Origin of the sequence: Natrarchaeobaculum aegyptiacum (genome assembly GCF_002156705.1) — an archaeon.
GTDB lineage: Archaea > Halobacteriota > Halobacteria > Halobacteriales > Natrialbaceae > Natrarchaeobaculum > Natrarchaeobaculum aegyptiacum.
On the sequence record NZ_CP019893.1, the window covers coordinates 1,204,121 to 1,218,721 of the forward strand.

13 protein-coding genes are annotated in these 14,601 nt (G+C 66.9%); 11 read left to right on the plus strand and 2 right to left on the minus strand.

Annotation, left to right across the window (positions count from 1 at the left end; all coding sequences use genetic code 11):
• Positions 1 to 241 precede the first annotated feature (241 nt).
• Entirely contained in the window at positions 242 to 2,776 is a 2,535-nt protein-coding gene (locus B1756_RS06010; protein WP_086887727.1) for a heavy metal translocating P-type ATPase, read from the plus strand.
• On the opposite strand, the gene B1756_RS06015 is transcribed toward B1756_RS06010, so the two are convergent.
• The gene (locus B1756_RS06015; protein WP_086887728.1) at positions 2,777 to 3,004 is read right to left on the minus strand and encodes a CDGSH iron-sulfur domain-containing protein; all 228 of its coding nucleotides are present in this window, start codon (positions 3,002 to 3,004) and stop codon (positions 2,777 to 2,779) included.
• A 182-nt stretch (positions 3,005 to 3,186) separates the two neighbouring features.
• Between B1756_RS06015 and B1756_RS06020 the strand changes: the two genes are divergently transcribed.
• From B1756_RS06020 to B1756_RS06045, 6 genes are all read left to right on the plus strand, one after another.
• On the plus strand, positions 3,187 to 3,480 hold the full coding sequence (locus tag B1756_RS06020) for a DUF7521 family protein (protein WP_086887729.1): 294 nt from the start codon (positions 3,187 to 3,189) through the stop codon (positions 3,478 to 3,480).
• A gap of 178 nt (positions 3,481 to 3,658) precedes the next feature.
• Positions 3,659 to 4,204: a ribbon-helix-helix domain-containing protein gene (locus B1756_RS06025; protein ID WP_086887730.1), complete on the plus strand. Its 546-nt coding sequence runs from the start codon at positions 3,659 to 3,661 to the stop codon at positions 4,202 to 4,204.
• A 138-nt stretch (positions 4,205 to 4,342) separates the two neighbouring features.
• Positions 4,343 to 5,548 carry an Nramp family divalent metal transporter gene (locus B1756_RS06030; RefSeq protein WP_086887731.1) on the plus strand — a complete coding sequence of 402 codons (1,206 nt, stop codon included), beginning with the start codon at positions 4,343 to 4,345 and terminating at the stop codon, positions 5,546 to 5,548.
• Between the two features lie 75 nt (positions 5,549 to 5,623).
• Complete coding sequence (locus tag B1756_RS06035; RefSeq protein WP_186336505.1) at positions 5,624 to 7,639, plus strand: hydantoinase/oxoprolinase family protein; 2,016 nt, start codon at positions 5,624 to 5,626, stop codon at positions 7,637 to 7,639.
• The gene (locus B1756_RS06040) at positions 7,636 to 9,252 is read left to right on the plus strand and encodes a hydantoinase B/oxoprolinase family protein (protein WP_086887733.1); all 1,617 of its coding nucleotides are present in this window, start codon (positions 7,636 to 7,638) and stop codon (positions 9,250 to 9,252) included. Before B1756_RS06035 ends, B1756_RS06040 begins: the two co-directional genes overlap by 4 nt.
• A gap of 4 nt (positions 9,253 to 9,256) precedes the next feature.
• A complete protein-coding gene (locus B1756_RS06045) occupies positions 9,257 to 9,976 on the plus strand; it encodes a maleate cis-trans isomerase family protein (protein WP_086887734.1) in 720 nt (239 codons plus the stop codon).
• 129 nt (positions 9,977 to 10,105) lie between these two features.
• Here the strand turns inward: B1756_RS06045 and B1756_RS06050 are convergent, their stop codons facing one another.
• On the minus strand, positions 10,106 to 11,119 hold the full coding sequence (locus tag B1756_RS06050) for a type II glyceraldehyde-3-phosphate dehydrogenase (RefSeq protein WP_086887735.1): 1,014 nt from the start codon (positions 11,117 to 11,119) through the stop codon (positions 10,106 to 10,108).
• A gap of 277 nt (positions 11,120 to 11,396) precedes the next feature.
• Between B1756_RS06050 and B1756_RS06055 the strand changes: the two genes are divergently transcribed.
• The 4 genes from B1756_RS06055 to B1756_RS06070 all read left to right on the plus strand — a co-directional run bounded on the left by B1756_RS06055 (position 11,397) and on the right by B1756_RS06070 (position 14,574).
• On the plus strand, positions 11,397 to 12,347 hold the full coding sequence (locus tag B1756_RS06055) for an aminopeptidase (protein WP_086887736.1): 951 nt from the start codon (positions 11,397 to 11,399) through the stop codon (positions 12,345 to 12,347).
• A gap of 83 nt (positions 12,348 to 12,430) precedes the next feature.
• Positions 12,431 to 12,964 carry an SHOCT domain-containing protein gene (locus tag B1756_RS06060; RefSeq protein ID WP_120649695.1) on the plus strand — a complete coding sequence of 178 codons (534 nt, stop codon included), beginning with the start codon at positions 12,431 to 12,433 and terminating at the stop codon, positions 12,962 to 12,964.
• A 129-nt stretch (positions 12,965 to 13,093) separates the two neighbouring features.
• Positions 13,094 to 13,762 carry an HVO_0476 family zinc finger protein gene (locus B1756_RS06065; protein ID WP_086887737.1) on the plus strand — a complete coding sequence of 223 codons (669 nt, stop codon included), beginning with the start codon at positions 13,094 to 13,096 and terminating at the stop codon, positions 13,760 to 13,762.
• Between the two features lie 134 nt (positions 13,763 to 13,896).
• Positions 13,897 to 14,574, plus strand: coding sequence for a protein-L-isoaspartate(D-aspartate) O-methyltransferase (locus tag B1756_RS06070; protein ID WP_086887738.1), 678 nt, complete (start codon positions 13,897 to 13,899; stop codon positions 14,572 to 14,574).
• The last annotated feature ends 27 nt before the right edge of the window (positions 14,575 to 14,601 follow it).

Sequence of the window (14,601 nt, forward strand, 5' to 3'; positions counted from 1 at the left end):
CACCGTTCGACGAGCGAGGCCGGTCAACTGACACTCGCCACTCAGGCCGGTCTGGATCGACGCGGTACGGTCTTCATCGCACTCGAGTGCGGGAACGGCGAGAACCTACCCGGCGGCCACCAGTTCGGCTCGTCGTCGCATCCGTGCGTGCACCACCTATTCACGACTGGCCATCGTGGCCTTCCGTAGCTGAAGCGGTTCGACGCGACCCTCGAACGGACGACCTCCCTCCGACGAACGAATGTCCGACGCACAACCCCCGGCGACCGACGACGCCTCGAGTCTCGAGGCGTCCGTGACCGACGACCCTGACCAGTGTACGCTCTGTGGCTTGCCGACGCCGGCAGAGCCGATCACCGACGACGCAGCCGACGGCGACGACGGCGCCGTGCCGGGGACGTTCTGCTGTCAGGGCTGCCTCCAGGTCTCCCGGGCTCTCGAATCGGTCGAGGGCGGATCCGACGGCGCAGGCGGCGACCTCGGGGTCGACGCTGCGGCGATCAGAGAACGGATCGCAGACGAGGGGACCGGCGTCGATCTGCTCGAGGAGGGCGACAGGGACGGGGACGACGATCTCGAGGACGGTGAGGAGACGTTCCTCCGGGTCGACGGGATGCACTGTTCGACCTGTGAGGCGTTCCTCGAGAGTCGTGTGGCCGCACTCGATGGAGTCGCCGGCGCGCAAGCCAGTTACGCGACCGAGACGATGCGCGTGGTCTACGACCCCGACCGGGTCGACGGGCAGGAGTTGCCCGACCTCGTCTCGGGATACGGCTACCGTGCGTCGGACCGCGCCGACGACGACGACGGCGCAGACGAGGGGCAGGCACTCGTGAAGTTCCTGATCGGCGGCGGGCTGTTCGGCATGATGGTGATGGTGTGGTACGCCGTCTTCCTCTACCCGAGTTACTTCGGCTACGACCCGTTCGTCGAGTTCGGGAGCTACGACGGCTACTACGTCGCGGTCAACATCTGGCTGATGACCTCGTTCGTCCTCTTCTATACGGGCTATCCGATCCTCCGTGGTGCGTACGTGAGCGTACGGGCCGGCGTCCCGAACATGGACCTGCTCGTCAGCACCGCCGCTCTCGGCGCCTACGCCTACAGCACGCTCGCGATGGCGCTCGGACGAACGGACCTCTACTTCGACGTGAGCGTCGCGGTGATTCTGGTGGTCACCGCCGGGACCTACTACGAGGGCCGGATCAAGCGCCGCGCGGTCTCGCTGCTCTCTGACCTCACCGAGCAGCAGGTCGACGAGGCGCGACTCGAGAGCGGTGAGACGGTGACACTCGAGGAGGTCGCACCCGGCCAGCGACTGCTCGTCAAACCCGGAGAACGGATCCCGCTGGACGGTCGGCTGGTCGAGGGGGCAGCCGCAGTCGACGAGTCGCTCGTCACCGGCGAGTCCCTGCCCGTCCAGAAGGAGGCAGGCGACCCCGTCCGCGGAGGCACCGTCGTCACCGACGCGCCGGTCGTCCTCGAGGTCGGCCCGGAGGCCGAGAGCACGCTCGATCGGCTGGTCTCGTTGCTGTGGTCGATCCAGAGCGCTCGCCCCGGCGTTCAGCGACTCGCAGATAAGCTGGCGACGATCTTCGTTCCGCTCGTATTGACGCTCGCAGCCGCGGCGACGGTGCTGTTCTACGCGACCGGTTCCGGGCTCTCTTCTGCCCTGCTGATCGGACTCACCGTCGTGATCGTCTCCTGTCCCTGCGCGCTCGGGCTGGCGACCCCGCTGGCGATCGCCTCTGGAGTCCAGTCGGCCGCCAGCCGCGGGATCGTCGTTGCCGCCGAGACGCTCTTCGAGGACGCCCCCGAGGTCGACGTCGTCGTCCTCGACAAGACTGGCACGCTCACGACGGGCACGATGGACGTCGTCGACGTCCACGCACCCGACGACGCGCCGGAAACTGTCCTCCGGCGGGCCGGTGCCGTCGAGTCCCTCTCGGAACACCCGATCGCAGACGCGATCGTCGAGGCCGCGCGCGAAGACGAGGACGGAGACCCGGGTGAGGACGGGGGGACTGGCCCCACAGCCGACATCGGGGTCGACGTCGACAGCTTCGAACGTGACCGTCGCGGCGTCGCCGGCGTCGTCGACGGAGAGTGCGTCGTCGTTGGCCACCCCGACTACTGTCGCGAACGAGGACTCGCGGTTCCCGAGGGGCTCGAGTCGACGGTCGACGCGGCCCGCGCGGCGGGCGACGTCCCGGTCGCCGTCGGCTGGGACGACCGCGTTCACGGCGTGATCGTCGTCGGCGACGCGCCACGGGCGCGCTGGCGCGAGGCAGTGTCGACGCTCGCCGACGGTCGTGAGGTCGTCGTGCTCACCGGCGACGAAGGTGCCGCAGCGGAGCGCTTCCGCGAGGTCGACGGCGTCGACGAGGTGTTCGCGGGCGTCCCGCCGGAGGCGAAAGCCGAGACTGTCAGGCGACTCCGCGCCCGTGGCACCGTCGCCATGGTCGGTGACGGCTCGAACGACGCGCCCGCACTCGCGGCCGCCGACGTCGGTATCGCGATGGGCAGCGGGACGAAACTCGCGACCGACGCCGCCGACGCCGTCGTCGTCGGGGACGACCTCGAGTCGGTCGCGGAGACGTTCGACGTCGCCGCGGGGACGAACGCACGGATTCGTCAGAACCTCGGCTGGGCGTTCTTCTACAACGCCGTCGCCATCCCGCTCGCGATCACGGGCCTGCTCAATCCGCTCTTTGCGGCCCTCGCGATGGCGACGAGCAGCGTCCTCGTCGTGATCAACTCCTCGCGGTCGATCTGATCAGGACTCCCGCGTCGAGACGTCTTCGAGTATCCGGCGCTCGTCGTCGTCGTAAACGTAGGTCGTCTCCGGGTCTTCGTCTCTGGTCTGGCGATGGTTCCCGTCACAGAACGGGAACGAGTCGGACAGACCACACTGACAGACCGCGACGTTTCCCTTCTCGTCGTCGAGGTCAGAGGGGTCGAGTTTTCGCGGGCCGGTCGCGTCGAGTTCGACGAGTCGTGCCATCGTCGGCCCTTGGACCCGTGCCGACGAAAGGGCATCGCGGACGACGGCGCGGCACCGTCAGATAGAATGCTGTGTGCTATCGACACCCTCGAGATTGGCCTCGAGAACGCTCGAGCGGTGGGTCACCGTCGCCCAAACGGCAAACTACTTGGTCGTCCTCCTGAATTTCTTCGGTAGCAGCTATGAGCCCGGAGGCCGGCGGCACGGAGGCCGCCATCGCACTCGCGATCGTAAAGACCCTCAGTCTGGTCGTCGGCGGCCTCATCACCTTTCTCGCGTTCCGGGCCTATCGTCGCACCCACCAGCGGGCACTCGGCCTGCTGACGGTCGGCTTTGGACTCGTCACCCTCGGGCTGGTGCTCGCGGGAACGCTCTACGAGATTCTGGGCGTGTCACTGTATGTGGGTATCCTGCTCGAGAGCCTGCTGATGCTCGCGGGCTTTCTGGTGATCGCGTACTCACTGTACGTTACTTGATCGCTGGATAGCAGCGGTCAGGCGGTGTGTCTCGGTAACCGAAGCGAGCGAGGATCCGCCGGTGAGACGGCACCCGTGAGACACACGGGTGAAACGACGACAGCCGTCGCGACCACGAGTTGCCCGTCGCGCTGGGTCGGTCGTGAACTACATCCTTCTTGGACCCTATCTCGACAGCATGACCCGGCGTGTCACGGCCTCGCTCGACGACGATGCAGAGACAGCACTCGAGACCCTGTTATCGGAGACGGGGGCAGGCCAAAGCGAGGTCGTCCGTCGTGCGCTGACCTTTTACGCGGCGAACCTCGAGGCGGCAAGCGGGAGACCGAGTGAAAATCTGGAGCAGTACTACAGGATGCTCTCGTCGGGCGAACACGTCCTGCTCGACGTCGATTTCCTGCACGCGTTCCTCGAGTTCTGCTACGAAGACGGCGAACCGGATCCCGAATTCGTCGAGGCGGCAGACCGCGTCTCGGACTACCACGTCCGGGAGTACGCAGAGCGGTTCGAATCGGTCGGTGACGTGCTCGAGTGGCTCTCGTTCTGTGGCTTTCTCGCTGTCCGGGAGGAGGGTGACGGCGTCTATCACGTGGTCTTTCCCTCGGAGCCCATCCGGTGGTTTATGACGCGATTCGTGGAGCGTGCCACGGCAGATCTGCCCACAGAGATCGAGATCGACCGCGGCGTCTCGAAGGTGATCGTTACCGAACGGGCAACCGACTGAGTCGACCCGCACAAAACATTCACACACATTCATACAGATTCATAACCCATATGTTCAGTGTAGTTCCGATCTAATAGGCATATGACTGCCGCTTAACGGTATTTTTAATACGGAATCGGAGAAGTGTGATGCCGTAACATGGGAATAGCAGACAGAATCAAAGCGATCGGTCCGGGAGCGCTCGTCGCAGCGGCGTTCGTTGGACCGGGAACCGTGACGACAGCGAGCGTCATCGGTGCGGAGTACGCGTACCTGCTCGTGTGGACGATCGCGTTCTCGATCGTGGCGACGATCGTCCTGCAGGAGATGAGCGCACGACTCGGCCTGATCTCACAGGAAGGACTGGGAGAGGCGCTTCGGAACGAGTTTTCGAACCCGTTCGTAAAGTGGGGAGCGGTTATCCTCGTCGTGTGGGCGATCGGGATCGGGACCGCAGCGTTCCAGACGGGCAACATCGTCGGTGGGGCCGCTGGTCTCTCGACGATTACCGGCGTCAGCGAGAACGTCTGGGGACCGGTCATCGGCCTCGTCGCCGGTGCCCTGCTATGGTCGGGTAACTACAAACTGATCGAGCGAGTCTTCATCGGACTCGTCGCGATCATGGGACTCGCGTTCGTGATCAACGCCATCGTGGTCGGACCGGACCTCGTTTCGCTGTCGGTCGGGCTCGTCCCTACAGTTCCCGACGGATCGGCCTACCTGATCGCCGGCCTGATCGGCACGACCGTCGTCGGCTACAACCTGTTCTTACACGCCAGTACGGTCCAGGAACGCTGGGACGGCGCCGAGGACCTCGCGGAGTGTCGGACCGACACCGTGGGAATGATCATCGTCGGCGGGATCATCACGACGGCCATCGTCGTCACTGCCGCGGCCGTCTTCCCCGAGGGAACCGAGATCGGCGACGTCGGCGCGATGGCCGACCAGCTCGAGCCGGTCTTCGGTGGCTACGCACTCACGTTCTTCGCGATCGGGCTGTTCGCCGCCGGATTCACGAGCGCGATGAGTGCGCCGCTGGCCGGTGCGTACGCGACCGCTGGTGCGCTCGGCTGGGACCGTGACCTCACCTCGACGAAGTTCCGCGCGATCTGGATGACGATCCTGGGCGTCGGGATCGTCTTCTCGGGACTCGGACTGAACCCGGTCGAAGTAATTATCTTCGCACAGGTCGCCAACGGGCTCCTGTTGCCGATTCTGGCCGTCTTCCTCATCTACGCGATGAACAACGACGAACTGCTCGGCGAACACACGAACAGCACGCTCCAGAACGCACTCGGTGCAGTCGTCACGCTCGTGGCGATTGGCATCGGGCTACAGACGCTGTACGACGTTCTCGTGCTCTAACGACAGTTCCTGATTTCGATCTACATGAACGACGTAAACGACAACGATTCCCCGCAAGCGGTTTCGACTACGAGTATGAACACCGACGACACCCGAATCGGCGTCGACGTCGGCGGCACCTTCACCGACGTCGCCCTCTCGGTCGACGACCGGCTCGTCACCGCGAAGGTGCCGACCACCGACGACCAGAGCGTCGGGGTCCTCGAGGGTATCCACAAGGCCTGCGAGCGCGCCGGGATCGACCCCGGCGAGATCGACGACTTCGCCCACGCGATGACCGTCTCGGTCAACGCCCTCCTGGAACGTGGCGGCGCGAAAACCGCGCTCGTGACGACCGAGGGGTTCCGGGACGTCCTCGAGATCGGCCGCCAGAATCGGCCGGATCTGTACGATCTCGAGGCCGAAAAGCCAGATCCGCTCGTCCCGCGCGAACTGCGGTTCGAGGTGGCCGAACGGACGACCGACGATGGAATCGAGTCGGAAGTCGCTCCGGAGGACGTCCGCGAGCTGGCAGAAACGATCGACGAGCGCGACGTCGAGGCCGTCGCCGTCTGCCTGCTGCACGCCTACGCCGACACCGAGAACGAACGGGTCGCCGCATCGATCCTGCGGGAGGAACTCGACGTCCCGGTGTCGGCCTCCCACGAGGTGCTCGCGGAGTTTCGCGAGTTCGAACGAACCTCGACGACGGCCGTCGACGCCTACGTCCGGCCGGCGATCGACAGCTACGTCGGCCGGCTGGTCGACGAATCCGAAAGCGAGGGCATTCCAGCGCCACGGATCATGCAGGCAAACGGCGGCATCGCCGACCCCGAGACGGTGCGTGAACACGCCGTCACGACGACGATGTCCGGTCCCGCTGCGGGCGTCGTCGGCGCGGCCGCGACCGTCCCCGACGACGACGTCGCCGGGCTCGTCACCTTCGACATGGGTGGCACCTCGAGCGACGTGAGCCTCGTCCGTGACGGACAGGCCGAACGAACGACCGACGCCGAGATCGCCGGCCTGCCGATCCGGACGCCGATGGTCGACGTCAACACCGTCGGTGCGGGCGGTGGCTCGATCGCCTGGGTCGACGCCGGCGGCGCACTCCGGGTCGGCCCCCAGTCCTCGGGTGCCGACCCCGGCCCCGCCTGTTACGGGAACGGCGGAACGGACCCCACCGTCACCGACGCCAACGTCGTGCTGGGCTACATCGGCCCCGAAACCGCACTCGGCGGCGAGATGACCCTGGACGTCGAGGCGGCTCACGACGTCCTCGATGGACTGGCCGCGGAGGCCGGTCTCGAGGACGCACTCGAGGCGGCCCAGGGCGTCTACCGGGTCGCGAACGCGACGATGACCCGGACGATCCGTGCGGTGACCGTCGAACGCGGCCACGACCCACGGGAGTTCGCACTCGTCGCGTTCGGCGGTGCCGGCCCGATGCACGCCGGGGCGCTCGCGGACGCGCTCGAGGTCGACCGTGTCGTCGTCCCACGTCCGGGCGGCGTCCTCTCGGCGTTCGGTCTGCTGGCAGCCGACGAGAGCTACGACGCCGTCCGAACCGTCGGCGTCGGTCTCGAGGAGGCCACACCCGCGACGCTCGAGGACGTGTACGGCGACCTCGTCGCCGACGTGCTCGCCGACGCCTCCGATCCAGACGCCGCACGGGTCGAACGCGCCGCAGATTGCCGGTACGCCGGCCAGAGCTTCGAACTGACCGTCCCCGTCGGTGACTCGTTCAGCGCCGCCGCGGTCGAAGAGCGGTTCCACGAGTCACACGAACGGGCCTACGGCTACGCGATGGACGAGGCGATCGAGGTCGTCAACCTGCGGACGACGGCGACGATCCCGGGCACCGAACCGACCGTCCGCCACCACGGCGAGGGCGACGCACTCCTCGGCACGCGCGAGGCGTACTTCCCCGGTGCAGGTCCACGAGAGACCACAGTCTACGAGCGCGATCGACTCGCACCCGGCGTGACGATTTCTGGACCCGCAATCCTCGAACAGGCAGAGAGTACGACCGTCGTTCCCCCGACGTGGGCGGGCGACATTCTGGCAGATGGAAGCCTCGTGATGACCCGTGAGGGGGTGGACGACCGATGACTGATACGACCGACACCGACGCAGGTATCGACCCGGTAACGCTGGAAGTGCTTCGCAACCAGCTCGAGAGCATCGCCGAGGAGATGGGCCAGACCCTGATCCGCGGTGCCTACTCGCCGAACATCAAGGAACGGCGGGACTGCTCGACGGCGCTGTTCGACGCGGAGGGACGGATGATCGCCCAGGCCGAACACATCCCGGTCCATCTCGGGGCGATGCCGGCGGCCGTCGAGGCCGTCCGCGACCTCGAGCCCCAGCCGGGCGACGTCTTCGTGCTCAACGATCCGTTTACCGGCGGGACGCACCTGCCGGACGTGACGATGGTGTCGACGCTGTCGGCCGACGACGAGATCGTCGGCTACGCCGTCTCCCGGGCCCACCACGCCGACGTCGGTGGGATGACTCCGGGCAGTATGCCCGCGGGCGCACGGGAGATCTATCAGGAGGGGCTGCGGCTCCCGCCGACCCGCCTCGTCGAAGGCGGCGATCGCCGTGAGGACGTCCACTCGCTCGTCCTCGCGAATGTCCGTAACTCCCGCGAACGGCGCGCCGATCTGCGAGCGCAACTCGCCGCGAACGAACGCGCCGCGGAACGACTCGAGGCACTGTTCGTCGAACACGGCCGCGAGACCGTCCTCGAAGGCTTCGACGCCGTCATCGACTACTCCCACGAGCGGATGGTCGACGAGATCGCCGACCTGCCCGACGGCAGTTACGAGGCGACCGACCACCTCGAGGGCGACGGCGTCACGAACGACGACATCGAGATCAGCGTGACCGTTACCGTCGACGGCGAGGAGATCGACGTCGACTTCTCGGGAACCGACGACCAGCTCGCGGGCAACCTCAACGCACCGCTCGCGGTCGCCAAGAGCGCGGTCTACTTCGTGGTTCGCTGCGTCACCGACCCCGAGATTCCGCCGAACCACGGCTGTTACGAGCCGGTTAGCGTCGACGCCCCCGAGGGATCGATGCTCAACCCCGAGCCCCCGGCAGCGGTCGTCGGCGGCAACGTCGAGACCAGTCAGCGCGTCACCGACGTCGTCTTCACCGCGCTCGCAAAGGCCGCTCCGGATCGCGTCCCCGCCCAGGGGCAGGGGACGATGAACAACCTGACCATCGGTGCGCGCGACGGTTCGTTTACCTACTACGAGACGATCGGCGGCGGCTTCGGCGCTCGAGCGGACCGCGATGGGATGGACGGCGTCCAGGTCGGGATGACCAACACGCTGAATACGCCCGTCGAGTCGATCGAGACCGAGTACCCGCTCCGGATCGAGCGCTACGCGCTCCGCGAGGACAGCGGCGGTGACGGCCAGTTCCGGGGTGGCCTCGGCCTCGAGCGGACCGTCACCGTCGAGAAAGACGCCACGGTCTCGCTGCTGACCGAACGACGTCGGCACGCGCCAGCAGGGGTTGCCGGCGGCGAGGACGGCGCGACCGGCGAGAACCTGATCGACGGCGAGTCCGTCCCCGCGAAGAGGACCGTCGACGTCGAGGCCGGGACGACCGTCACGGTCCGGACGCCCGGTGGCGGTGGACACGGCGACCCTGACGAGCGTGACGAGGCGGCACTCGAGGCAGACCGACGCGCCGGAAAACGGAGCGACTAGGACCGTGCCAGCCAACGTTACCGCGCCCGGACGGTTTGGACTGATCGTCCCCTCCTCGAACACGACTGCCGAACCCGAGTTCCGGGCGGCGCTTCCCGACTCGGTGACCGTCCACGGCGCTCGGATGTCCCTCGAGTCGGTCACCGTCGACGCACTCGACGCGATGAGCGACGACGTGCGTCGGGCGGCCGACCTGCTCGGCCACGCCGACGTCGACGCCGTCGCCTACGCCTGCACCACCGGGAGCCTGCTTCACGGTCCCGGGTTCGACGCCGAACTCGAAGACGAGATCGAGTCGGTCACCGACGCGCCCGCCGTGGCGACCGCACGGTCGGTCGTCCGCGCACTCGAGGCCCTCGAGGTCGAACGCCTCGCCGTCCAGACGCCGTACACGGCCGATCTCGACGAGAAGGAACGCGACTTTCTCGAGGAATCGGGCATCGAGGTCGCGAGCATCGACGGCCGCGGCATCGAGGCGAACGTAGAAATTGGTGCGCTGACGCCCGACGACGCCGCCATACAGGTTCGCGAGGGAGTCGACGCTGCAGACGTCGACGCCGTCTTCGTCTCCTGCACGAACTACCGGTCGCTCGCGGCGGTCGAGGAACTCGAGGACGACCTCGGCGTACCGGTGGTGACGAGCAACGGCGCGACGCTGTGGGACCTCGGGCGGGCGGCAGGATTCGCGGTCGACGGGCCCGGCATGCTGTTCGACCTCGAGTAGGGTGCCACCGACACCGTTTCGCGGAAGCGAGCCCGAGACCGCGGTCGACCTCCAGAAGCGGATCCTAGCCGGTCCAGATTCGAAGTGACGAGTCCGATCTGCAGAACGGAGATTCCAGTTCGGGGCCGCTCAGAGCCCGACGCCCATCGTCTCGTTGGTCGTTTCGATGCTCTCTGCAGCGTCGGCCTCGCCGAGGACTGCCCGGATCGCGTCGACGTTCTCGGGGACGACGTCGGACTCCTGGTGGATCCCCTGGAAGAGATACAGGTCGCGGTCGACGGTCGAGATCGACTCCTCCCAGATGCAGTTCTCCCAGATGTCAGCCCGCGGCCGACCGGCGTCCATCGCGAACTCCTTGAGCTTACCGCTGCCGTCGATCGCGAGGCGCTCGGGGATCAGGAACAGGCGCGACTCGTCGGAAAGCAGGTCACGGACGTCCGCGGCGTCGACCTCCGCCTCGAGGGTGACGTTCAGGCTGTGCATGTGCATCAGCGTGGCGGGCACTTTCATCCCGAGGGTGTCGATGTCCAGATCGTCGAAGATCGTCTCGACGTCGGGGCCGTGGTGGGAGGGGATCGTCACCGGGTTCGGGAGGATATCGTTGATCGGGCCGCGGCCGGTCTGGCCGGGGTCGCCGCCGCGGCGGACGAGGGTCGCCCGGACCTTCTCGACGCCGTACTCCTCGCGGAGGGGGGCGATGACCCGCGAGAGACCGGTCGTGTTACAGGAGACGACGCGGACGTGGTCGGCACCCGTCGCCTCGGCGTAGTTCGATCGGGCGTTGAAGCTCACGTCGGCGACGTCGGCGTCCTCGCCACCCTGATAGAGCGCCGGCGTGTCGTGGTCCTCGTAGAGAGACCTGTTCTCGGCACCGATCCCGGAGGGCGTGGCGTCGACGACGACGTCCGCCTCGGCGACGAGTTCGTCGACGAGGCCCGCGATCTCGAGGCCGGCCTCCTCGAACTGGTCGGCGCGTTCCTCGATCGCGGCGTACAGCGGGAAGCCCTTCTCGATGGCCGTCTCGGCCTCGAAGTTCGGCCGGGTCTTGGCGACGCCGAGGACCTCCATGTCTGGCTGGAGGGCAACGGCATCCGCGACGCGCTTGCCGATCGTACCGTAGCCGTTGATCGCGACCTGTATCATGTACCCGGGTGTCCAAGACGGAAGCGGATAACCGTTTCGAGGCGTCTCGACGCGGATTTACTCGCCAGAGAGTACTACCGGAATCCGGCGCGGGTCGACCACCACCAGCACGTCACGAGACGAGCGGAGAGGCCGTCTCGGGCCGACTCGTCACCTATCAGGTCGTCGCAAGCCGAACCATCATCGACCGTGACCGACACGTGTGATCGACACTCACTGCTTCGATATCGAAGGGCGGAGGGGAAGAGCTATCGGTCCGCTTGCGTGACTAGTAGCCATGTCCGAACTCGACGCGGCTGCCAGCACCGCCGTCAGGCAGTGTCTGGCGCTCGAGGCCGGCGAGTCCTGCGTGATCGTCACCGACGACGAACGCGAACCGATCGGTGAGGCCCTCTACGAGGTAGCGAGGGAGATCACCGACGACGCGACTGTCGTCCGCTTCCCGCCGGGTGAACAACACGGTGCCGAGCCCCCCGAACCGGTGGCTGCCGCGTTCAGCGGTGCAGACGCCTTCCTCGCACCGACGACGAAGAGCCTGAGCCACACCCGCGCCCGCTCGGATGCCACCGACGCAGGTGCTCGCGGCGCGACCCTGCCGGGAATCACCGAGGAGGTGTTCGTCACCGGCCTCGACGCCGACTACGACCGCATTCTCACAGAGTGCGAACGGATGCTCGAGCGCGTCGCTGACGCCGACGAGATTCGCGTGACGACCGACCGCGGGACCGACCTCACGGTCATCCTCGGCGACCGCGAGTGGCACGACGACACCGGCGACGTGGGCGACCCCGGCTCGTTCTCGAACCTCCCCGCTGGCGAGGTGTTCATCAGCCCCGTCTCCGCGGAGGGGACCTACGTCGTCGACGGCACGATGCGCCCCCACGGCCTGCTCGAGGGCGAGGAACTCGAGTTCGTCGTCGAAGACGGCCTCGTCACCGAAATCTCGGACGACGAGATCCGCCGGCAGGTCGAGGAGGCCGAGGAAGAAGCCGGCGACGCGGCTCGCAATCTCGCCGAACTCGGCATCGGGACGAACGTCGGCGTCACCGACCTCATCGGGTCGGTCCTGCTGGACGAGAAGGCCGCCGGGACGGTCCACGTCGCTATCGGTGACAACGCCGGCATCGGCGGCGAGACCGACGCGCCGCTGCATCTGGACGGCATCATCCGGAAGCCCACCGTGTTCGTCGACGGCGAGGAGATCGAGTTGCCGACGACTGACGAGTAGTTCGGCGACCGAGAGGGCTGACCGGCACGTATCAGCCGGACCGCGTACCAAGAATTATCACCCGGACTCGAGTGGAACCTCCCATGAACGGTGAGGACGACTCGAGCGACGACGAGGTGACTCGACTGGAAATTCTGGTGACAGTCACCGTCACGTCCGTCACGCTCGCGGTCGGCCTCGGCTTGCTGGCCGTCGGGGTTGCCCCGTTCTGGATCGTGTTCGTCGTGGGGTTCGCCGGCGTGCTTCCGATGGCACTCGCCGCCGCGAGTCTGTACGAAGAGCGTCAGGACGGGCCATCCGGCGGCTCGAGCGACAGCGAGCGTGAGGCCGAGGACGCCCTGGCAGAGCTTCGCCAGCGGTACGCCCGCGGCGAACTCAGCGAACTGGAGTTCGAACGCCGGGTCGAACGGTTGCTCGAGACGGAGACGATCGACGACGCACGGCGGTACGTTGGCACGAACGACGAACGCGTCACGACGGGCCGTAGACGTGCCAGCGATCGAAACCGGACTCGAGATCAACGGCGAGGACGGGATCGAAGTCGGGATCTGGGGCAGGATCACGACGGGACCCGAGATCGGAATCGGGATCGAGAGCCAGCGGACGAGCAACGCTGATCGGCGGCGCTTCCCACGACCAGCAACCGGTCGGGCGGTACTGGGTGACGTCGTCGTGGGCCGCAGCCGGGACTGTACGTGCATCCGCGGTCCAATCGCCTTTTACGGGTGTGGCGTCTACGGCGTGCTATGACCGATGTTCAGGACACCCCCGACAGGGTGCCCACGCCGTGTCCGTCGTGTTCGCCGGACCTCGAGACGGTCCACGAGATACTGACCGTCACCGAGGGCGGCGGCACGTTCACCGTCCGCTGTACCGAGTGTGGCCACGTCCACAAGGTGACTCCCGACCACACGCGCGAGGTCACCCTCGATGTGATCGTTTCGCAGGAAGGCGAGTCGTTCCCTGCGAACGTCACCACGCCCGAAGACGAGACCATCGAGGTCGGCGACGAGTTCATCCTCGAAACCGAGGAAGTGCTCTCGACGGTCCGGGTGACGAGCCTCGAACTCGAGGGGCACAAACGGGTCGAGGTTGCTCCGGCGGAGGAAATCGAGACGGTCTGGAGCCGCGAGGTAGACAACGTGGCGGTCAACGTCACCGTCCACCCACAGGACGGCCGCCGAGAGGACAGTCGTTCGATCACGGTCTACGTTCCCGGCGATTACGAGTTCGAAGTCGGCACCGTCGAGGAGTTCGGCGACGACGAGTTCGAGATCGACGCCTTCGTCGTTCGCAGCGACGCGACCGGGTACGACCGCGACCGCTACGAAGAACGCGGCGACGCAATCGTCGCGAAGGACGCAAAGCGCATTTACGCCTACGACGAGACGAGCACCGCCTGGTCCGCCTGGTAGTCGTTTCGAGAACCGGCGTCAGGCCTCGAACAGGTTCCGTGACGAACACCTTGACGACTGGAACGGTCACGCGAAAGACGCCAGCACCGACGAGCGCCCCATAGCCTATTGCTCGAGCCGTGGTATACCAGCCCATGATCGACCGGTTCGGTTCCGACGATGCGGGTACCGCGTCCGATCCGACCGACGACGACCTCGCGGCCGCACGAGAGCGGATGATCGATCGGTTGTCGTCACGAATCGACGACGAGGGGGTGCTCGAGGCGCTCGCTGCGGTTCCGCGGCACGCGTTCGTCCCCGAGGGCCGCCGGGAAAGCGCCTACGTCGACCGACCGTTGCCGATCGGTGACGGGCAGACGATCAGCGCACCGCACATGGTGGCGATCATGGCCGACGTGCTGGACCTCGAGGCCGGCGAGGACGTCCTCGAGATCGGCACCGGCTGTGGCTATCACGCCGCGGTGACGGCAGAGATCGTGGGTGCCAAGCACGTCTATAGCGTCGAGTACAGCACGGAACTTGCCGAACGGGCCCGCGGGACGCTGGCGGAGATCGGATACGGCAAGGTCTCGGTCCGCGTCGGCGACGGACGTGAGGGGTGGTCCGAGCACGCACCGTACGATGCGGCCTACCTGACCTGCGCCGCTTCCGAGTTCCCGGCGGCAGTTCGCAAGCAGGTCCGACCCGGCGGCCGACTGCTGGCCCCGATCGGGACCGCGTTCCAGACGCTCATCGAGGCGCGAAAGCGCGAGGACGGCAGTCTCGAGCGCGAGGACCACGGCGGGGTGCAGTTCGTGCGGATGCGAGGCTGATCGATCGCGGTTGCCGGCCGACACAGT